Annotated in this window: 19 protein-coding genes and 1 tRNA gene; 10 read left to right on the forward strand and 10 right to left on the reverse strand. The window is 56.5% G+C overall.

Annotated elements, in window-relative coordinates; all coding sequences use genetic code 11:
- Positions 1 to 87: 87 nt before the first annotated feature.
- Positions 88 to 513 (forward strand): Lrp/AsnC family transcriptional regulator, encoded by a 426-nt coding sequence (locus CLV88_RS08250; RefSeq protein ID WP_106607889.1) that lies wholly within the window; start codon positions 88 to 90, stop codon positions 511 to 513.
- Here the strand turns inward: CLV88_RS08250 and CLV88_RS08255 are convergent.
- Positions 510 to 974, reverse strand: coding sequence for a disulfide bond formation protein B (locus tag CLV88_RS08255; protein ID WP_106607968.1), 465 nt, complete (start codon positions 972 to 974; stop codon positions 510 to 512). The genes CLV88_RS08250 and CLV88_RS08255 overlap by 4 nt on opposite strands.
- Positions 974 to 1552 (reverse strand): YqaA family protein, encoded by a 579-nt coding sequence (locus tag CLV88_RS08260; RefSeq protein ID WP_106607890.1) that lies wholly within the window; start codon positions 1550 to 1552, stop codon positions 974 to 976. The genes CLV88_RS08255 and CLV88_RS08260 overlap by 1 nt, the downstream gene beginning before the upstream one ends.
- Before the next feature lie 131 nt (positions 1553 to 1683).
- On the opposite strand from CLV88_RS08260, the gene CLV88_RS08265 reads away from it, so the two are divergent.
- Both CLV88_RS08265 and CLV88_RS08270 read left to right on the forward strand, forming a co-directional pair.
- Positions 1684 to 1769, forward strand: a tRNA-Leu gene (locus CLV88_RS08265).
- Between the two features lie 363 nt (positions 1770 to 2132).
- Positions 2133 to 3110 carry a 2OG-Fe(II) oxygenase family protein gene (locus tag CLV88_RS08270; protein WP_165798838.1) on the forward strand — a complete coding sequence of 326 codons (978 nt, stop codon included), beginning with the start codon at positions 2133 to 2135 and terminating at the stop codon, positions 3108 to 3110.
- 100 nt (positions 3111 to 3210) lie between these two features.
- Here CLV88_RS08270 and CLV88_RS08275 read toward each other — a convergent pair whose 3' ends face one another.
- Positions 3211 to 4677 carry a multicopper oxidase domain-containing protein gene (locus tag CLV88_RS08275; protein WP_106607892.1) on the reverse strand — a complete coding sequence of 489 codons (1467 nt, stop codon included), beginning with the start codon at positions 4675 to 4677 and terminating at the stop codon, positions 3211 to 3213.
- A 62-nt stretch (positions 4678 to 4739) separates the two neighbouring features.
- On the opposite strand from CLV88_RS08275, the gene CLV88_RS08280 reads away from it, so the two are divergent.
- Positions 4740 to 5183 (forward strand): MarR family winged helix-turn-helix transcriptional regulator, encoded by a 444-nt coding sequence (locus CLV88_RS08280; RefSeq protein ID WP_165798839.1) that lies wholly within the window; start codon positions 4740 to 4742, stop codon positions 5181 to 5183.
- Between the two features lie 8 nt (positions 5184 to 5191).
- On the opposite strand, the gene CLV88_RS08285 is transcribed toward CLV88_RS08280, so the two are convergent.
- A complete protein-coding gene (locus CLV88_RS08285; protein ID WP_106607894.1) occupies positions 5192 to 5728 on the reverse strand; it encodes a winged helix-turn-helix transcriptional regulator in 537 nt (178 codons plus the stop codon).
- 38 nt (positions 5729 to 5766) lie between these two features.
- On the opposite strand from CLV88_RS08285, the gene CLV88_RS08290 reads away from it, so the two are divergent.
- Positions 5767 to 6144 (forward strand): VOC family protein, encoded by a 378-nt coding sequence (locus tag CLV88_RS08290; RefSeq protein ID WP_106607895.1) that lies wholly within the window; start codon positions 5767 to 5769, stop codon positions 6142 to 6144.
- A 119-nt stretch (positions 6145 to 6263) separates the two neighbouring features.
- Here the strand turns inward: CLV88_RS08290 and CLV88_RS08295 are convergent, their stop codons facing one another.
- Positions 6264 to 6620: a Rap1a/Tai family immunity protein gene (locus tag CLV88_RS08295; protein ID WP_106607896.1), complete on the reverse strand. Its 357-nt coding sequence runs from the start codon at positions 6618 to 6620 to the stop codon at positions 6264 to 6266.
- A 60-nt stretch (positions 6621 to 6680) separates the two neighbouring features.
- A complete protein-coding gene (locus CLV88_RS08300) occupies positions 6681 to 9023 on the reverse strand; it encodes a hypothetical protein (protein ID WP_207797031.1) in 2343 nt (780 codons plus the stop codon).
- A 413-nt stretch (positions 9024 to 9436) separates the two neighbouring features.
- Between CLV88_RS08300 and CLV88_RS08305 the strand changes: the two genes are divergently transcribed.
- From CLV88_RS08305 to ccmI, 4 genes are read left to right on the forward strand one after another with little or no spacing between them, the layout of a single operon-like run.
- Entirely contained in the window at positions 9437 to 10210 is a 774-nt protein-coding gene (locus CLV88_RS08305) for a Crp/Fnr family transcriptional regulator (protein ID WP_106607898.1), read from the forward strand.
- Positions 10207 to 12186, forward strand: coding sequence for a heme lyase CcmF/NrfE family subunit (locus CLV88_RS08310; protein ID WP_106607899.1), 1980 nt, complete (start codon positions 10207 to 10209; stop codon positions 12184 to 12186). Before CLV88_RS08305 ends, CLV88_RS08310 begins: the two co-directional genes overlap by 4 nt.
- Before the next feature lie 10 nt (positions 12187 to 12196).
- Positions 12197 to 12661, forward strand: a complete 465-nt coding sequence (locus CLV88_RS08315; RefSeq protein ID WP_106607900.1) for a cytochrome c-type biogenesis protein — start codon at positions 12197 to 12199, stop codon at positions 12659 to 12661.
- A complete protein-coding gene (gene ccmI, locus CLV88_RS08320) occupies positions 12658 to 14073 on the forward strand; it encodes a c-type cytochrome biogenesis protein CcmI (protein WP_106607901.1) in 1416 nt (471 codons plus the stop codon). The genes CLV88_RS08315 and ccmI overlap by 4 nt, the downstream gene beginning before the upstream one ends.
- A 15-nt stretch (positions 14074 to 14088) precedes the next feature.
- Here the strand turns inward: ccmI and CLV88_RS08325 are convergent, their stop codons facing one another.
- The 3 genes from CLV88_RS08325 to CLV88_RS08335 form a co-directional block, all read right to left on the reverse strand.
- Entirely contained in the window at positions 14089 to 15690 is a 1602-nt protein-coding gene (locus CLV88_RS08325; protein WP_133169928.1) for a hypothetical protein, read from the reverse strand.
- Between the two features lie 74 nt (positions 15691 to 15764).
- A complete protein-coding gene (locus CLV88_RS08330) occupies positions 15765 to 16358 on the reverse strand; it encodes a nucleotidyltransferase family protein (RefSeq protein ID WP_106607903.1) in 594 nt (197 codons plus the stop codon).
- A gap of 120 nt (positions 16359 to 16478) precedes the next feature.
- Positions 16479 to 18896, reverse strand: coding sequence for a GcvT family protein (locus CLV88_RS08335; RefSeq protein ID WP_106607904.1), 2418 nt, complete (start codon positions 18894 to 18896; stop codon positions 16479 to 16481).
- A gap of 61 nt (positions 18897 to 18957) precedes the next feature.
- On the opposite strand from CLV88_RS08335, the gene CLV88_RS08340 reads away from it, so the two are divergent.
- The gene (locus CLV88_RS08340; protein WP_165798840.1) at positions 18958 to 19812 is read left to right on the forward strand and encodes a phosphotransferase; all 855 of its coding nucleotides are present in this window, start codon (positions 18958 to 18960) and stop codon (positions 19810 to 19812) included.
- A gap of 3 nt (positions 19813 to 19815) precedes the next feature.
- Here CLV88_RS08340 and CLV88_RS08345 read toward each other — a convergent pair whose 3' ends face one another.
- The gene (locus tag CLV88_RS08345; protein WP_106607906.1) at positions 19816 to 20232 is read right to left on the reverse strand and encodes a Fur family transcriptional regulator; all 417 of its coding nucleotides are present in this window, start codon (positions 20230 to 20232) and stop codon (positions 19816 to 19818) included.
- Positions 20233 to 20376: the final 144 nt, after the last annotated feature.

Below are 20376 nucleotides of genomic sequence, written 5' to 3' on the forward strand. Positions count from 1 at the left end.
TTGTGTCTCCGTAATGGGTTGAGTTACAGTGCCAATTTTGAGCATTATGAGCGCATTATTTACAAAACGGATGCAAAAATGGCCATAATGGATGACGTGGATCAAAGGCTGATTTCAGCGCTGCGCCATGATGCGCGCGCGTCGCTTTCTGATCTTGCGATTCTGCTAGGTGTGTCGCGCACGACAGTGCGCGGACGGATCGAGAAATTGCGACAGCGCGGGGATATCGTCGGGTTCACAGTCGTTCTTCAGGGCGACACCAAGCGTGATCCTGTGCGCGGACTGATGATGATCGGGATCGAAGGGCGCGGGGCGGATAGGATTTCGCGCCAGCTGGCTGGTTTAACGGCGGTACGGGCGATCCATTCGACCAATGGGCGCTGGGATCTGATATTGGAAATCGGCACCGACACGCTTGAGGAGCTGGACGCGGTACTGGAGCGCATTCGGCGGCTGGATGGCATCGCCAATAGCGAGACTAACTTGCTTTTGGCGACAAAGAAGGCGGGTTAGGTGCGCATGCGGGCGGCGTAGAGCCAGAGAATTGCTGCGCCAAGTGAGAATATCGCGTTTAGGTTGGCCATGGTAAGGCCGAGCATTTCCCACGGTATTTCATCACAGCGCACCATGGGGGCGGTCATAATCTGGTTGAACAGTTCGTCCGCAGAGAGGTTTTCGATGCTGCCAGAGGTGCATGTTGAGGGACCTTCCCAGAGGCCGCGCTCGACACCGCTGTGAAAAACACCGATGGCGCCGGTGGTGGCAGCGGCGAGGGCGGCGAGATAGGGCAGGGCGACGCCGCTAAACAGTAGGGCAAGGATACCAAAGCCCGCTGCGCCCCAATGTGGGTAGCGTTGGTAATAGCAGAGTTTGCAGGGCGGATACCCGCCGATATATTGAAACGCCCAAGCACCAAGGATCATCGAGACCGAAAAGGCGGTGAGCAGCAGGATCAGGGTACGGCGCGAGATCATCATAGATACCTTACGAGCATAAAGCCGCCAAAGAGCAGCACGAGAAAGAGCGTGGCGACCAGCCCGAGGCGCTTTTCAATAAAGTCGCGCACGGGTTCGCCAAATTTCCACAACAGCCCTGCGACAAGAAAGAAGCGGATACCGCGCGCAAGGATGGATGTCATAAAGAAGGTCATGATTGGCATTCCGGTCCAGCCGGACATTATGGTGATGACCTTGTAAGGAAAGGGCGTGATGCCTGCACCGAGAACGGCCCAAAAGCCGAAGTCATTGAAGCGGGTCGAAAATTCGGCCATGGCGTGCTCCTTGCCCAGAGAGGCAAGGATCGGCTGGCCGATCTGTTCAAAAGCAAATGCACCAATCGCGTATCCCAAAAGACCGCCCAGCACGGACGACACCAGCGCCACCAGCGCGATCAGCCATGCGCGGGATGGCCGGGCGAGAATCATCGGGATCATCAGGATATCGGGCGGGATTGGGAAAAACGAGCTTTCCATAAAGCTGATGATCGCGAGCGCCCAGAGCGCGAGGGGATGATCCGCGAGCCGCATTGTCCAGTTGTAGAGCCCTTGCAACATTGGATTTCTGACCTCTTGATATGATGTCTTGGGTAGGGGATTGCGCGCGAAGTGCAAGCAAAATTTGTTGCGTCTTTTTGTGCCTTTTTGGGCTGGACGTCGCCCGCAGGCTTGGGTAGATCAAGGGCGTTGCCCAAGTGGCGGAATGGTAGACGCAGGGGATTCAAAATCCCCCGTCCTAGCGGACGTGCCGGTTCGAGTCCGGCCTTGGGTACCATGGAAAAGGCAGAACGCGGTGAAAGCCGGTTCTGCCTTTTTCTTTGGTGTGCTTGCTTCTTTACTGGCGTAACTCCAGCTGCTGACCAAAGAAAATAATATGAGCCAACAGGTGATTGAGTGGTGCGCCGAGAGAGTGCGTGGCTTGACTCTTTCCAAGCCAAGGGTGCGGGCTAATGCCTCTCTGTGCAGACCACGAAAGCAACACGCTGCTTGACACGTCCAAAATGCTTCACCTAATTTGATCCGGTCTGGGCAGGGCTTTTCAGAAAAAAAGGCTGCCGTAAGCTGCATGGCACATAGCTTAATCCGACAGGGCCGATCCGCGACTTTTTGTTGCGCGTCTGTTCGAAAGGATAAAAAAATGGACACATTGGTCTCAATCAACATCGCCGCCCTGTTCGAGGATAGCCATTCTGCGCGGCGCGCTGTCGATGCACAGATCGCTGACGCGATCCAGCGACATGGCGGATTCGTTATTTCGGATTACCCTGGTGCGAAAGACATCGATCGCTGTGCAGAAGAGATGTTGCGGTATTTCGATCTTGACGACGTTGAGAAGCTGAAAACGGCAAAAATCTGCACAAGGGCGGACGCGCCCAATATCTATCGCGGTTACGAGTCGAACCTTAAGCCAGGCGGTTTTGCGTATAACGAGATGTTTGACGTTGGTCCCAAAAGCCCGTCAGCCGCGCCTACTTTAGGGGCGCTTCCATTTGCCGAAGAAAACGTTTGGCCTGAGACTGATCCTACGTCCGGCTGGCGGCAAGCGATGGACTGGTATTATGAGACGTCTCATTCTGTTGCGATGGCGGTGCTTCATTCGGTGGGGCGGTCGATTGATCTCCCGGCCGCGACGCTGGAAAAGATCTTTTCAACGGGCAATTCGACATTGCGCCTGATCAACTATCCGCTCCCACCGGAGAGAGAGGCTGTTTCGCGCGAAAGCAACCCGGACGGTTTGATCATCTCAACCTCGTCGCACACAGATGGTTCAGGTTTGTCTATTTTGTGGTCTGCTCAGCGCGGGCTACAGGCTTGTTCTCCGGAAGGAGTTTGGCGCGATGTTCCGCAGCAGGCCAATTGCCTGTCTGTGCATCTGGGAGATGTTGTCGATGCGATGAGTGATGGGCGTATACCCGCAACGCCGCATCGCGTGGTTGGCCACGGGGTCCAGCGACGGTCTGTCGGATTTTTCCTCGAGCCGCGATTGGATGCGCAGCTGGGGTCTGCCGCCTTTGCAGGAACGATTGATGATATTCGAAACAGTTATGGTTGGATGCTGCAAAAACGCTTTAGCCGCTATGAAGGATATCAGGGTATTATTGAAGCGCCGGATTGACCAGTTTCCCCTTTTTGATTTTCACGCTGGCCGCGCACAGAGGAAGGTGAGCCAATCGCTGATGCGCCGGTGACGGTGTTGTATGCACCATATTTGCGGTTCAGGTGACAGTGAACTGTCCCATCATGCCGCAATCTTCGTGTTCAAGGATGTGGCAGTGATACATGTATGGCGCGTCGGCGTTGGCCTGATAGTCGAACTTTACCAGAACCTCGGACCAGCCTTCTTCGACATGCACCATGTCTTTCCAACCTTGTGCATAGTTGGGCGGGGGGGCGCCGTTTTGCGTTAGAATGCGGAAAGAGCAGCCGTGGATATGAAATGGATGCAACATGTCATCCACGCTGATCCGCCAGATTTCGGTGTCGCCTTTGCGCACTTGTTCGTCGATCCGGTCCATTTTCATCGGCTGCCCGTTGATGCCCATTACACCTTCGCCACACACATTGCCCCATGCGAGAGCGAGCGCGGCGAGGTCTGCGTTTCCGTCCATATTGAGCTGGAAGCTACGCGTGACAGTCGCCTGTGACGGGTCAGGCGAGGACAGGTTTGCAAGCCGGTTAGGCATTGTATCTGCGGCGCCTTTGGTCCCGTTTGAGATTAGCGAGAGCGCGGTGAGGGTTTGATCGCCTCCGAAAAGGTTGGCAAGGAAGCCACCATTGCCACCGTTTAGGTTTACTTCAAGGGCATTGGCCCCAAAGGCTGCCATGTCCACCAGCACTTCGTAGCGTTCGCCGGGCGACATAAGAATGCTGTCAGCTTCGACCGGTGACGGCAGGAAGCCGCCATCCGAAGCGATAACGGTGATCGGGCCGGATGCCATGGACAGCCCCAGAAAGCGCGCGTTGCAGGCGTTGAGGATACGCAGACGGACGAGGCCTGTTGGAACTGGCTGGGACACTGGCGCGATCGCACCATTAACGATCAGCGTGTCACCTTCGAATCCGTCTTCAAAGACTTCGCCAGTCAGTACGTATGACATTTTTCCGTTTGAATCGAAGGTCTTGTCCTGAAGGACAAGCGTGAAGTCATCGACACCATATGTCTTGGGAAGGTCAGCCGAGAGGCTGGCGTCGTCTTCGATCAGCATGACGCCAGCCAGCCCCTTGTATGTCTGTTGGGCTGTGTTTCCGTGCATGTGGGAATGAAACCAGTTCATCGAGGCGTGCTGGACAATTGGGACATCAGGCGACCATGTCGCATTCGGTGCGATTTCCTGGTGAGGGCCACCGTCTACGTCGCCGGGAATGTGCAGGCCGTGCCAGTGGAGTGTTGACGTCTCGCCAATGCCGTTTGTGATGTCAAACGGCAGAGTTTGCCCCTGTTTCACTCGGATCACGGGGCCCAGGTAGCTGTTATTGATGCCAAATGCTTGACTGGCCGCGCCATTGCCAAAGTCATGCGTGGTATTTGAGAGGCTCAGTGCGATGCGTCCATCTATGCCGTCAATCAGGTCAGTCATCTGGATTTTTGGAAGCGGTCGTGTGCCCGATTGCGCCCAAGAAACAGTGCCTCCGGCGAGAATAATCCCGGCGCTGGTTGTTTTTAGAAACCCTCGGCGATTCATTGAGCTCTCCAGTTTTGTCAATTATGGTTGATAAAGTGGCGTGTTGGAAAGGTTTGTCAACTGTGATTGATAAAAAAGACAGCGATTTTCTAGGGCAAAATATCAAGGGCATGATGATGGTGCTGATCGCGCAGTGGAATGCTGAGATGGATGGCGCACGGGCAGACACCGAGTTTGCGGCGGTGCGCCCGGCTGATATTCGTGTATTTGCCCAGCTGCGCGGGCGGGATATCAAACTATCAGACATTCACCGCGAAATGGGGTTCTCGCGTCAGGCGGCGCAACAGGCGGTGGATCGGTTAGTGTCCCAGGATATGCTGACGGTCAGTTCGGTACCGGGCAGTAAACGTGATAAGGTGGTGTCGATTACCGAAAAGGGCCAGCGCTGGCGCACGATTGCGGCCAGCCAGATCCGTCGGATCGAAGCACGCATTGCGGATGCGCTAGGGGAATGTGGCAAGGAAGAGCTGCGGCAAGGTCTGATCACATTGATGAAACAGTCCTGACTTCGGACTCAGGCAGCCATGTTGACGATTTTGCTGACGGATTGGCCCAGGTTGGCCGCACTGTAAGTCGCGCGTAAAGGTCGGCTTGTGACGTCGACCTCGCGCTTGATCCAGCTGTGAATTTCCATTTGTTTCAGGGCGAGCGACAGGGACCTGTCGGTGATCGCGCCCAGATCATGTTTTATCTGGCCAAAGAGTTTTGGAGAATGCGTGACCGAAAGAATTGGAACCGTCCAATTCTTGCGCAGCAATGCGAACGCTTTTTCGCCCGGCGCGAGTGCTACAATATCATGCGCGATTTTTGCATAATGCGCGCCCTTTACTGTCAGACGAAACTCCGGGCGCAATGGGTGGCCGTGACCGGGGTTTCGTTCCAGCAACTGCAATTCGATGAGGTGTTGTAAGCTGGCCCCAAACGATGTGCGTCCGGCGGCGGTTGCCGCAAGCAAAGGGGCCTGTCGTCCGGCTACACCTGTGTGAAGTAGCGCCAGAATTTTTAGCGACCATGCGCGCGACGTCAGGTTGACAAGCAGATTAATGTCCATAAAGTATAGTAACTATATTTTTGAAAAGGAAAAGCGTGATGTCTGTCGTTTCACTGGAAAATACGATCACTTTAGCCATTTCTGTTAAGGATCGGCACGCAAGTGCGAATTGGTACAGTGAAATGTTGGGGTTTGAGGTGCTGCACCACTTTGATGAGGCGGGTTGGAGTGAAATGCTCACCAAGACAGCGGGCGTTACTTTGGGGCTGGGCGAGCAGGTCGAGCCGACACCGGGCAATTCGGTGCCTGTCTTTGGGATTGGTGACATCGCAACGGCGCGGCGCGATTTGGAGGCAGCTGGTGTCAAGTTTGACGGGGAAACAGAAACCGTAGAAGGCATGGTCAGTACCGCGACGTTTTTTGATCCTGACGGGAACGCCATGATGCTGGCGCAGGATTTGTCGGGGGGCACCTGACCCAAACTTTCGGCGATCTGGAGCGAGCAGTTAAGGGCGCTCTGATCGCAATGCTGCGTTAGGCCACAAGAAAAACCGGTGCGTAGAGCGGCACCGGTTTTTCTAGAATATTTGAAACCCTAGTTACAGGGAAACGCCTCTTTCATGGTTTCCATTAGTGCCTCTGACGCATGCATCTCGCGGCGAGGGCTGAAATCCTGATGCACCCAACGCATGAAGGCCCAGCGAACCTCGTCCGGGGTGTTTTGTTCTGGGGGACAAATCATGCTGCCAGCTCCGGCGTTTCCGGTGGCCTTGAGAGCTGCGACAAAACCGTTGATGTATTGTTCGCACTCTGTCTCGGCGGCTTCGCCCCAGCGGGCAGAATTATCGGCCTCCTGACAGGGCGACATCAGGTCCATCGCCTTGTAATTGTCTGCCTGAGCCGCGCCAGTAATTCCGGCTGTAGCGATGGCAGCGATGAGAACTGAACGCATTGTTCTACTCCTCTGGTGAAAGGGTGCGGCCCGACCAGAAAGGCCGGGCCGGCGTGTGGCTTAATCGACGGCCTGTTCGGCAGCGTAGGCACGTAGAGCGGCGTCCATGACGGCTTTGTGCTTATCGTTGGTCACAAAGTCGTCCTTGTTCACCTTGGCCCAGAGCTCTTCGTCAGCCATATTCTGGTGACAACCCATACACAGGCCGGTGCGTTCGATGCGCTCGCGCATTTCCTGCGGCAGCGGGCCGGTAAGATCCCAGTGGGAGCCAACCGAGACCAGCTGTTTGCCGTCCTCGGTCACGATCCGGCTGAGGTCATGATCAAGGCTTGGGATCGCCTGAGACTGAATTTTGGTCTGCTGAGGGATCAGCTGGCCGTCTTCAGTTTTCAGATCGATCGTAAAGCCTTTGTCGTAGCCTTGCAGGAAGCGACCACCGCTGATGCCGTACCCAAGTGCCTTAGGATTATCATGGCAGCTTTCGCAGGTGCGGGCCTCGCGACCAGCAGTGTGGGGCTGCACAGCAGCATGTTCGGTCCCTTTGGTCCCTCCGGCGTCCGGTGTCATCCAGGTTTCGTTCTGAACAATCGTGTTGCCGTCTTTGTCGATCACCGTGGTGATGACCTGGCAACCCGGCATGAGCGGCGAAACGCGACCCTCACCGTTGATGCCCAGTGTGGGCTCTTCCCAGCGCAGATAGCTGCGTGTTTCAGAGACCTTGCCGGGGCTTGTCAAACCGTTTGTCCCAAGTCCTGCATCCGCCGTAAGACCATCTTCGCCGCGCGAGTTGGCGTTGGTGATCCAGTCGACATCTGTCTTGCCTTCGGAATAGTCCACCGTCACGTGACAGCCATAGCACTGTGGTGCCCAGTCAGCGTGGCAAGCATAACATTCCATGCTTTCCATGTGCTGGCTGACCGAAGCCATGGCGACCTTGGCATTGGGTGATTTCCATGTTCCGTCTGTCGCAATTTGCTTTAGAACAGGGACTTCGAAATCCAGTCCGCTGGCCGAGTGCATGATGACCTTGGTGCCCGATTTCACAACGTTGCCAAACGGGTTGCCGCGGGTGGTCAGCAGATAGCCGTCCTGTGCGTCGTATTCGTAGGCAAAATATTGTTCGTCGGTCAGATCTTCGGTCAGGCCCCGGGCCGTATTGTCCGCCAGTTCGGTTCCGAACTCTTCTCCATAACCAATAGGCAGATCCCAAGGGAATTTGGAGACGGTGCCGTGACAGTCTTCACACTCGATTTCCACCTGAGCCAGCGTGGTGCCGGGCAAGTTACCATCGCCATGCATGTCAATGGTTGTGTGACAGTCCTGACAGAGCAGGCCACCTTGGGGGTTCTCTGGGCGCGACTCGGTCGAGTGGTGCAGGTCTTCCTTGATGTAGAGGTAGTTCTTGGTGTGAAGTTTCGGCTGTTTGCCGCCCTTTTCATCGTAAGGAGAGCCATACGGGAATTCCATGATGCCCTGATAGCTGACGCCAATCCGCTTGCCGCGGTTGTGGCAGCTGACGCAGGATTCAGTTGGAATACCGGAATACTCGATGTCACCATGTTTGACCTTGGATTTCCGGGTTGCCTGCAATTGATGTGTCAGCAGTTTTCCGGGTTGTTCCTTGGAAATGGTGGGGTCGCCGCCTTCGTAAAGACCTTCGTTCGAGTATGGCACGTGGCACGATGAACAGCCGGCGCCGCGATAGTCACCGCGTTTCTCACGACCGTTCACACCCACGTGGCAGCGCTGACACTGCTGGCGTGAATAGGTGATACCGGCGAGATTGGGGTGTTCGGAAATCGCGTCCACATCCACTTCAGGTACCTGCTCCATGGAGTCAGGGATCTGATCTGGATGGGCTTCAGCATAGGCTGTCATGTATTCTTTGTACTTTTCGGTACCAACAGAAGGTGTTTTGCCGTCTTCGTCGACGAGGTCATAGTTGCCGTAAACAGCGCGCCGTGTGTCAATGACACCCCAGCTCCACAGGTTGCCCTGTAGTTTGCCTGCCTCGGTGTTCATCAAAGAGAGCGTTAGTCTCTCGGCGTAGCCATCGTGACACTGACCACAGGCCTTCTCGGCCACCGGAAGCGCGCCCGGATCGGGGTAGAACGTGTGGGGGCCACCGGCCTCGGTCAATTCGGGATGCGCTCCTGCGTGCGCCTCTTCTTTTGTCAATCCGGCGGCATTGCCGCCGTGACAGACCACGCAGCCGCCCGGATCACCGTAATCCGGGCCCATGCTGACGATGGTTTCCATCATCACCCCCTGGGTGAAGTCCTCGATCCCTTCGTGACAGGAAAGGCAACCCTTTTCCTGAGCGACGGCGGGGTCGACGGTTTCGGGCACGCCTTGGGCGTTGGCGATGCCGACAAGCCCAATCGTGACCAAAGTTGCGTACATTAAGTGTTTCACTTGGAATCACTCCTCCGTTTTAACCGTCGTGGTTATGGAGGAATCTTAGCGAGGGGGGGTGGTCGGCTTCCCTGACAAAAGTCAGGTTTGATCACTTTGACCTCACGCATACCGGTGATTTGTAGGGGAATTCAGGCGCCGATGTGTCAGATGTTGTCCATCTGATCGAAACGATCGTTCATCATGATTCAAATCAAAGATGTGTGCGCTTGACTGGAATATGCTGACTTCATCGCGTTTCTGGAGAACGTAGCTTCACTCATACGCCAATTCGCCCAATTCGCCCGGGGCGATCTCAGGGCAGTTATGTCTTGGGCTCGGCATTGTGTGGCTAAGCTTTGTTCAGAAGAGCTTGAACCAAGGAGCTAATTCAAGGTGGCTCGATAGGGAGAGTACCGCTGATGTATGATGTCGCCGGAGCCAAAAAGGCCGTGCCAGCACCAGACTCGGGTTTGTGCGACGGGTGTAGGCAGGGGGTGTGTGCGCTCAGTCATCTGCAAAAAGACTTGCCCGATCGCCGCTTTATCAACCTTGCAAAAGGTGGGCGGCTGGAAGCCACCGGCCCGTATGACTGTATGCAATTCTGGATTGTAACCAAGGGCACGGCGGCCAGTTGTACAACCTTTGCCGACGGGCGACGCCAGATTGTGGGGATCGAATATACCGGTGATGTGGTGTGCGGGTTGATGTCAGCGCCCAGCACGCAACACTGGCTGGAGGCGCTGGAAGAATGTGAGGTCTGCCAATTTGACCTGACGCGACGTGCCAATGCCCTGCGCCATGATCCCGAGTTTCTGGCCGCTACGTTCGCCATTGTGCACCGTCGGCTGACTGTCTCGCAGGATCGCATTTCGATGCTGGGGCGGCTGGACAGCCAAGAACGGGTACTTCTTTTTCTGGCGGAACTGGTGCAGCGACACACAGCATTAGACCCGATGGCACCTGTTACTGCACTGAGTATGTCACGCGAAGATATTGCTGATTATCTCGGCCTCAATGCCGAGACCGTGTCGCGCGTCCTGACCAGGATCAAGAAATCGGGATTGGTGAAATTCCTGAACCGTACCGAATATGTCATGCCTGATTTTGAAGCCGTTCGCCGCCGTGTTCCCGTCGAAATTCCAATGCCGCATGGCGCCTGCAATGCGCGCATTCTGATGGAGGCCTTCAAATGATCGTCGAACTTGGACATTTTGCGCTGTGCCTGGCGCTGGCGGCTGCGATTGTTCAGTCGGTTGTACCGCTGGTGGGGGCCTTGCGTGGCTCAGCGTCTGGAATGCGGGTGGCGGACACGGCGGCTCAAGTGCAGTTTCTGGGCGCGGCGGGGGCCTTTGCTGCGCTGACTTATGGCTTTGTTGTTTCAGACTTTTCCCTCAGGGTTGTGGCGCTGAATTCGCATTCGGCGAAGCCGATGCTTTACAAAGTGACGGGAGTTTGGGCCAACCACGAAGGCTCGATGCTGCTTTGGGTGGTGATGCTGGCGCTGTTTGGGGTGATGATCTCGGTCTTTGGCAAGATGATCCACACTCCGGTCCGTGCAATTGTGCTGGCCGTGCAAGCGATGATCGGGGTGGGCTTTTACCTGTTCATTTTGCTCACTTCGAACCCGTTTGACCGTTTGCCGATGCCACCTTTGGACGGGCAGGGCATGAACCCTTTGTTGCAGGATCCCGGTGTCGCGTTTCACCCGCCGCTGCTTTATCTGGGCTATGTCGGTTTTTCGACAGCGTTTAGTTTTGCAGTAGCGGCGTTAATTACCGGCCGGATTGATCCAGCATGGGCGCGCTGGATGCGGCCTTGGGTGCTGATTGCGTGGTCGGGCCTGACCGCTGGCATCGCGCTGGGGTCTTGGTGGGCCTATTATGAGCTGGGCTGGGGTGGGTTCTGGTTCTGGGATCCAGTTGAAAATGCGTCCTTTATGCCGTGGTTAATTGGCACGGCGCTGCTGCACTCGGCCATTGTTGTGGAAAAGCGGAACGCCTTGCTGACATGGACAATATTGCTCGCGATCCTGACGTTCTCACTCTCTTTGATTGGCACGTTCCTTGTACGTTCGGGTATCCTGACATCTGTACATGCCTTTGCGACCGATCCCGAGCGTGGTGCCTTTATCCTCTTGTTGCTGTTCCTTGCCATTGGCGGCGCTTTGACGTTGTTTGCATGGCGCGCAAACAAGATTGGCGAGGGTGGCGTTTTTGCGCTCTGGTCGCGAGAGACTGGTCTGTTGGTGAACAACCTTTTGCTAACTGCGGCCTGTGGTGTCGTGTTTGTCGGTACTCTTTATCCGCTTGCTCTGGAGATGGTAACAGGCGACAAGATCACCGTGGGCGCGCCCTATTTCAACCAGACATTCCTGCCGATATTTGCCTTCACCATGCTGGCGGCATCTGTGGGCCCGTTCCTGAGCTGGAAACGGGCGCGCAAGGACGTCGTGTTGCGCCGATTGGTAGTGACATTGGCTGTCTCTGTATCGGGTACGCTTAGTATGAGTTTTGTTTGGCTGGGTTTTGATGCCGTCGGTCTGTTTGGCGTTTTTGTCGCCGTATTCCTTTTGGTGGCGACGCTACAGGATCTGGCCGGGCGCATTGGGTTGCCGGGTGTTCCGGCGTCGGTCGCGCTACGTCGGTTGATGGGGCTGCCACGGTCAGCATGGGGCCTGTATTTGGGGCACACTGGGGTGGCGATTGCGGCGGCGGGTGTCGTCGTTGTGTCGATCTGGAGTTCCGAAGTGATCCTGACCGTGAAAAAGGGCGAACCGGTGCGGGTTGGCCCCTATGATTACACGCTCATGGATATCGAAAACACGACCGGGCCGAATTACCAGACCTCAATTGCATCCGTGCACGTATCGAAAAAAGGAGAGGCGCTAACGGTCCTTTTTCCAGAGCGGCGCTGGTATCCGGTAGAGCAAAAACCCACGACAGAGGCTGGCATAGAAACCCGATGGCACGGCGACTTGTACGCGGTGCTGGGTGACCCGAACGGGCAGGGCGGATTTGTGGTTCGCTACTATTACAACCCTGGCGTGCCGTGGATGTGGTTGGGGGCGGTTTTGATGTCGCTTGCGGCACTGATCTCGCTGGCGGATCGCCGGTTGCGAATAGGGGCACCAGGCGGGCGCAAGCTGCCTATGCCTCAGCCTGCAGAATAAGGAGAGCGTTATGCGATTGATCCTGAGCGCCATTTTTGCGTTATTGGTCGCGATGCCTGTCTGGGCGGTTGATGCAGATGAAATGTTTGCAGATCCCGCACTGGAAGAACGCGCACGCGAGGTCGGCCGACAGCTCCGTTGCCTGAAATGCCGCAATCAATCGATTTTTGACAGTAACGCCGGGATCGCCAAGGACCTGAGGGTGGCCGTGCGAGACCGTATGGTTGCGGGCGACAGCGATCAGGAGATCCTCGAATATGTGAGGGTGCGCTTTGGCGACTATGTGCTGATGAAGCCACCAGTTGAGGGGCATACCTATCTGTTGTGGATGACCCCAGTGGTTCTGATGCTGCTCGCCGGTGTCGGGTTTGCCGGGTACATGCGTGGCCGCTCGAGCGCGTGTGCAGATCACACGCTGAGCGACACAGACCGCGCCGAGGCGCAACGCATTCTGAAAGAAGGAGGGGCTTCATGACCCTTTGGAGTGTCATAACAGGTATTTCACTGGTGACGGGTGTTTGGATGGCGTGGCCTTTTCTGCGGGCGCGCAGCATGGAGATGAGCGGAGCTGAAGGTGCCATTTCGATTTATCGCGACCAGATGGACGAAATTGAGCGGGATCGCCGGCAGGGACTGATCAATGAAACCGAAGCCGACGCTGCGCGCCAAGAGGTAGAACGTCGTGCGCTGTTTGCCGCGCGAAATCTAGACAGTGGATTGGCCAGTTCAAGCCGATCGTGGCGCGGCGCTTTGAGCGTCGTGATTGTCGCCAGTGCCTGTGCCGTAGGGTTGTACGCCTATCTGGGCAAACCAAACCTGCCGGATGCGCCCTTGGCCGAACGTCGCACCGAGGCGTTGATCAAAAGTGCAAATGCCGGTGATATCAACGCGCGTATCCAGATTTTGGTGAATCGAACCAAGGCAAATCCTGATGGCTTTGACGATTGGCTGAATCTGGCCCAGTCCTACGCGGCGGTGGGCAACCACGCCGCTTCGGTGGAGGCGTTTCAGGTTGCGGTTGTGCTAAGCGATGATCGCTCGGATGTCTTGTCAGGCTATGCCGAGGCGATGACGTTGGCCAATGGAAACAAGGTGCCTGGCGCAGCGAGGGTCATTTTTGAGCAGGTGGCGCAGCAGACGAACGATCCGCGCGCCGCTTACTATGTGGCATTGGCCAAGGCGCAGTCACAGGATTTTCTAGGCGCAATTGAGGGGTGGGCGGCGCTGGCGGCGGCGTCGCCCCCTGATGCGCCATGGATGGGGCTTGTGCGCCGCGATATCGTGAATATGGCGCGTTCATTAGAGGTGGACGTGCGGGCCTATTTGCCAGCTGCTACGGCGGAAGAGATCGCGGTGGCTGATGGCCAACCAGCAGAAGGGCGCGCAACAAACAAAGACACGATTGCGTCGCTGGAACGGGCATTGATGAGTGAGCCAAAGGACTATGAAGGCTGGATTGCTCTGGCGGCGGCGCGGGCTGAAGACGGTGATGCGGAGGCCGCGCTTCGGGCGCTGACAGTGGGGCGCGAGCATTACGCTCTGGCGCCCTTTGTGCTTCAGAAGTTCGACGATGCAGAGCGGGCGCTGGGGTTGGATATTGTTACGCATGAACCGCGCGGGCCCGACGCCGAAGATATGGCAACTGCGGCAGAGTTGACCCAAGAGGAGCGTGACGCGATGATTGACGGCATGGTTGCAGGGTTGGCTGCACGACTTGAGGATGAGCCGCGCGATCCGGATGGCTGGGTGATGTTGATCCGATCCTATGCCACTCTGGGCCAAGAAGATCAGGCGGCTGCCGCGCTTGGGCAGGCGCGCGAGACCTTCAAGGATAATCAGAACATACTGGCAGAGATGATGTCGAGCCTGTCAGATTTGGCGCTGTAAATGTTTAGGAGTGCGTCAGGCGTTTGCAGCCTGACGGTATTCATTGATGCGCTCTTCGAGCAGATGTGTTGCGTTCACACCTTGGCGGCGGGATTGATAAGCCACCGGCCGGGCCAAGGGCACCGCATGCATCGCTGGGTTGAGCTGGTTCATGATGTGGTCATAGAACCTAGTCTGTTGACGTTGACGCGCGGGCACCTGCATGGCCGTCTTAAAAATTAACCGGTCACTGCCCGGTGCCACAAGGAACATTCGATTATACCCGTGGAAATTGGCCATTGGCGGTGCCGTTGTCAGGTCCATGTAGGTGAAGTCATGGAAATGTCGTTCAAAATCATACTCAAAGCTTTTTGACCAAGCACGCAGTTGCTCCATCTTGCGCGCCCGGTCAGCGTCGTCGCCAAGGCCGACACGGATACGTTCCAGCGTGTAGTCCATGTCTTCTTCGTATGTGCCGGGGCGGCGGGGCCACCATCGGGCGGTAGCAATTTCGAGGAAGTTGCCGCGGATCCAGACACCGCCTTTGTCGAGCTTGCGAGCAAAACCGCGTTGCCACCAGTCGTCGCCCATATGCATCAAGCCGGTTGAAATCGCGAACTGATGGCGCAGTGGGATCGAACGACGTTTGCGAGGAAGGAATGAGCCGCGAAACCCATCGTCAGGCACCTGGCCCAAGAGCGGTTGTCCAACGACTTCGGCAATCTCTTCAGCGACACGAAGGTCGAGTGTGGTGATGTAGTTATTGGCATAACAATAGAGCTTGATTCCAGAGTCGGTCAGGTCCGGGCTGGCGGCAAGCAACATGCGCGAGTCCCGCCCGCCGGAAATGGCAAAATACCCGTCGAGATTATTGCACAGCGCGCTCATTGTCTGGCGCATACGCCGGGTGATAATCTGCGCGGCCTTGCGCATCGAAATGGGTTCAAAATCTTCGTCACCGGGCCAGAAGCGATGTTCTTTGAAAGTGTCCAGATCGACATAGCGGTTCGCCAGCAGCCGACGTACACGCGCGTCCAGCGTTTCGCCGAAACCATAGCCACCGGCAGGCAAGTTTGGGTCAAAGTCCGGCAAGAGCGACGAGATTGTTTCATCGGCCATAACGTCGTCATGCGGGCGATAATTTGCGCTGGGGTCGATATCACGTTCGAGGCATAGAAACAGGCTGGAAGCCAGCACACGTGTTTCGGGGTCATAGACCAGACCAAAGGAGCCAACCGGATCGTGATAGGCCCGGCGTACAGGCGTTTGGGTCGGCAAGTCGAGCAGCAGCGCATAGCGCCCGCTGACCCATTTCACCCAGTTTTCCAACTTGTCAGCAAGTTCTGTATCATATGCAGAGAATTCGAGGCGATGCCTGTCTTTGAGCAAATTACCATCTGCGTCGACACCTTGTCCCAGAAGCAGCCCAAGCGGCGTGCCTTCGACCGAGGTAATCTCGCACAAGGCCAACTCAGGGCTGACATGCAAATAACGATCTGCAAAGCGGCGAATTCCAAAGCCGGGTAGGCGGCGTTGTTCGGGGCTGAGGACAAATTGGAAACGAAAGCTGTTCTCGAAATCGAGATTGAGGGCGTCACAATACTTTTGCCCCAACAGCAGGGAACTGGTGCCTGTCATACTAAATTTACCGCTCGTTTTTTTTGAACTGTGCCACAGGCTTGCAGTGTCGGCTAGAAAAAACTGCGCAGTTTTCAGTGACTGCGCCTTGCGCGCCACGCGGCCCATTCTTCGGGGGTGTCGAGATCCGTCAGGGCGTTGTTGGCAGGAAGGGCAACCATTTGTATGTCACCAGTAAAGGCGCGGATCACGGGTTTTGCGCCTTCATCGCCGGCTAAATTGGCGATGTCGGCAAAGCAGTTGCGCGGAAAGATAACTGGATGGCCAGGTTTTCCATCGGCGCTGGTGCCGCGAAGGATCGCGTCAGGCGCGGTATGATGGGTGGCAATCATAACGTTCATATCCTCCGTGGTGATGTCGGGCATGTCAGCAGGAAGCACCATGGCGGCCGTGGCGGTCTCTGGCAGCGCGTTGATCCCGGTGCGGATGGAAAGGGACATGCCAAGATCGGTATCCGGGACTGGGACAATGTTGAGGGGCAGGTTGATGATTGACTGGTGGCGCGCCCCAGCATCGACAGGCAATGTGACTGTGACCGTGTGATCGGTGGCAAGAGCACGTTTGCACATGGTATTGATCAGTGACCTGTTATCAACGAGCTGCATAAGCTTGTCCGCCCCGCGCATCCGCGAAGAACGTCCAGCGGCGAGAAGAAGGATATGAAGCATGGCGAAGGGGCCTTTGGCGCGTTTCCGGAGGCACGGTTGGATGCCTCCGGCGGGGGTATTTGCGGAACATTGAGAAATGTAGGGCCTTTGCGCCGATGAGGGAAGGCGATTTGGGGAGTGTTAGCCGCGCATTCGGATGCCTTCGGGATCAAACAGGGGCGCGTTGAGGATGCGGGCCCGGTGCATTTGGCCAAGGATCTCGATTTCGACCGTAAGGTCATCAGCGATCATGTAGGTGGGTACAAACCCCAGCGCGATGGATTTTTTGGCGTAGTGGCTATAGCCACCTGATGTGCAGAAGCCGACCACGTCGCCATCGAGCCAGATGGGTTCATATGCGTTAACATCGGTGTCCTGTGCATCAACCTCGAACGCGCAGAGGCGGCGGGCGGGGCCCGTGTTGCGTTCCGCCTCAGCGGCGTTTCTTCCAATGAAATCAGTATTTTTCTTGAAAGAGATAAAGCGATCAAGGCCGGTTTCTGAGGCAGTGTAGTCGGGTGAAAACTCGCTGAGCCACGAGCCAAAGAATTTGTCCAGCCTGAGGGACATCATGGCCCGCATGCCAAATGGTTTCATGCCGTGTGGTTGACCTGCGTCCCAAAGAGTGGACCAGAGTGTGCGTTGTGCCATGGGGTCGCAATAGATTTCGTAGCCAAGATCGCCGGTATATGAAACCCTTTGCACAAGGCAGTCGACCATACCGACCGTCAGGTGGCGCAGGTCCATGAAACGCATGTCGGACAGGTCGGTACGGGTGCACGCCTGCAAGACATCACGCGACTTCGGGCCAGCGATCTGAAAGCCGTTGAGCTGATCGGAGATGTTTTCGACGGTCACGCCGTCGGCTTCGTTCTTTTCAAACCAACGCATGTGAAACGCCTGGCTGCCGTAAGACGCTGTAAGCTGGAACGCAGTGTCGGACAGGCATGAAATGGTGAAATCACCAATCAGGCGGCCTTTGGGCGACAGCATGGGGGTGAGAGAAAGCCGGCCCGGTTTGGGTACGCGACCTGCCATAATGCGATCAAGCCACTCTCGCGCACCGGGGCCGGTGACGAGGTATTTTCCAAAATTGTGAACCTCATTGATTCCAACCGCTTGGCGAACGGCATTCACCTCGCGCGCGGTGGCCTCAAAGGCGTTGGAGCGGCGGAATGACGGTGTTTCATAGCGGGGTTCATCTTCAATCGCAAAGTAATTGGGGACTTCAAGTCCGTATTGCTGGCCCCAAACGGCGCCCATTTGATCGAAAACGTCATACATCGGGGTTTGGCGGAATGGCCGGGCGGCAGGGAGTTCTTCGTTCGGGTAGGAGACTGAAAAACGCTTCTGATAGTTTTCGATCACCTTTGGTCGGGTATATCCGGGGGTGATCCAGTCGCCGAAGCGGGCGCAGTCCATGGCGAAGGTGTCGCGTTCGCACTCGCCTTCGACCATCCATTGGGCAAGCATCAGGCCAACGCCACCGCCCTGAGAGAAGCCTGCCATCACGGCACAGGCGGACCAGTAGTTGCGCATGCCCGGCACCGGGCCAACAAGAGGGTTGCCGTCTGGTGCAAAGGTGAATGGGCCGTGGATCACAGATTTGATGCCTGCCTGTTCCAGTGCGGGGAAACGCTGATAGGCGAATTCAATCGAGGATTCGATCTTGTCAAAGTCATCCGGCAGCAATTCATGGCCAAAATCCCAAGGGGTGCCGTCGACCGCCCAAGGGCGGCAGGGCTGTTCGTAAAAACCGATGCAGAGGCCGCGACCTTCCTGACGCAGATAGCTTTCGCCGGCGGGGTCCATGACATGGGGATGTTCGCCGCCAGCATCGATGATTTCAGCAATCATCGGCACCTCTTCGGTCACGAGGTATTGGTGTTCCATCGGGTGCAGCGGGAAATAGACCCCGGCCATGGCACCCACTTCGCGCGCCCATAGACCGGCGGCGTTGACGATGTGTTCGGCGTGGATAGAGCCTTTGTTGGTAACAATGTCCCATGTGCCATCTGCGCGCTGGTTGGTTTCAAGAACCTTGCAGTGGGTTTCGATGGTTGCACCGCCCATACGCGCGGCTTTGGCATAGGCGTGGGTGGTGCCGGACGGGTCGAGATGCCCGTCAAGTGGATCGTAGAGACCGCCGATAATGCCGTCTGTGTTGGTGACAGGAGCAATTGTCTTGATTTCGTCGGGGGTGACGATTTCGGTTTCCAGCCCCATGAAGCGGTGCTTGGCCCGTTCGGCAACCAGCATATCAAATCGGTCCTGATTGTCCGCAAGAGTCACCCCGCCCACGTGGTGCAACCCGCAGGACATCCCGGTGATTTCTTCGAGTTCTTTGTAAAGTCGGATCGTATAGCCCTGAAGCGCGGCCATATTGGTGTCGCCGTTCAGCGTGTGAAAGCCCCCAGCGGCGTGCCATGTGCTGCCTGACGTCAGTTCGGAGCGTTCCAACAGCATAACGTCGGACCAACCGAGCTTGGTCAGGTGGTACAGAACTGAACAGCCGACAACACCGCCGCCGATCACGGCGACTCTTGTGGTGGTTTGCATTGGGAACCTCCTCGTTTGTTGTGCATATGTGAAACTGGCCAGGCAGATGTGGCAAGTCGGAATGCGACGAGATCTGTCGTTTTCCGAAGATCAATGGTGGCCATCGCCTCTTCTTGCTTTGACAAGCATGGACAGCTCATCTTTGCGGTCGTTTGGAGATGTTGTGCAACCGCTGGGACTTGGTCAAAACTGGCCGGGTTTACCGGAAGGGAAAGTGATGCCGCCGATTGAGAGATGGAACATTTCTGCGCCGTTGAGGCCGCTGGCAGGCGGGTTTCGCAATGTCGTGTTGCGCACGGTTGGTTTGAATCGCGAGTTGGTTTTTAAGACGACGCTGCGGTCTGAGGACGCGATGGTATGGGTGAGTGAGGTTCAAGACGTCGCGCGCGGTTGTGGCCTTGTCGTGCCTCAAATGGTTCAGAGCACAAGCGGGCAGTTCGTGGAGGAGGGGTGGGTTTGCGAAGCATTCAGTGACGGGGCATCGGCGAAGGCGGAGGATATGACTACCATGACGCCGATGATGAGCGCGTTTCACGCGCGGACATCGGCGGTTTTTCAGCGGCCCGGTTTTTTGTCATCGACCGAACTGTTGGATTCGGAACGAGGTGGTGACGTCGATCTGAGCGGTATGCCGCAGCAGTTGGTCGAGATCTGTCGCGCAGCGTGGGAGGCAGTGGTGCAGACGCAAGAGGCCGTGGTGCATGGAGATATCAACGTCAATAACCTGTTGCGTTGCCCGGATGGGCGGTTAGTGCTTTTGGATTGGGACGAGTGTCGCTTTGACAAGGTGCTGTTTGATCTGGCTGCACTTGGAGAGGTCAGTCCAGCGGAACGACGTGCGGCACTTGCGTGGGAGGTTGCCTGTTCGTGGCAGATTGAACCCGAGCATGCGCAAGCCTTGGCGGCGCGTCTTTGAAGGCTATTTACGGATCGGCACACCGTAAAGTTCGAGCTTGTGCCCCTTGAGTTTGTAGCCCAGTTTTTCAGCGATCTTTTCCTGCAAGGCTTCGATCTCGGGATCGACAAATTCGATGACCTCGCCCGAGTTAATGTCGATCAGGTGGTCATGATGTTCGCGCTCGGCATCTTCGTAACGCGCGCGTCCGTCGCCAAATTCGAGCTTATCCAGAATGCGTGCTTCTTCGAACAATTTGACGGTGCGATAGACCGTCGCAAGCGAAATCCCCGCGTCGCGGGCCGAGGCGCGAGCATAAAGCTCTTCTACGTCTGGGTGATCTTTGCTTTCTTGCAGAACACCGGCAATGATACGGCGTTGTTCGGTCATGCGCAGCCCTTTGGCTTCGCAACGTGCAAGGATAGTATCGTTTTTGCCCATGTTCGATCCTGGCTGTCTTTGAGGGACCTGTTTAGCCAATGCACGGGGCGCTGGCCACAGGTTTTGGCGGCTTGTCCACAGGGAAATGACCTTGACACTTTGACGGCGAGACGCCATGTGATGCGCAACGCCTACTGCCGCGTG

Origin of the sequence: Shimia abyssi, assembly GCF_003014475.1 — a bacterium.
GTDB classification, from domain to species: domain Bacteria; phylum Pseudomonadota; class Alphaproteobacteria; order Rhodobacterales; family Rhodobacteraceae; genus Shimia; species Shimia abyssi.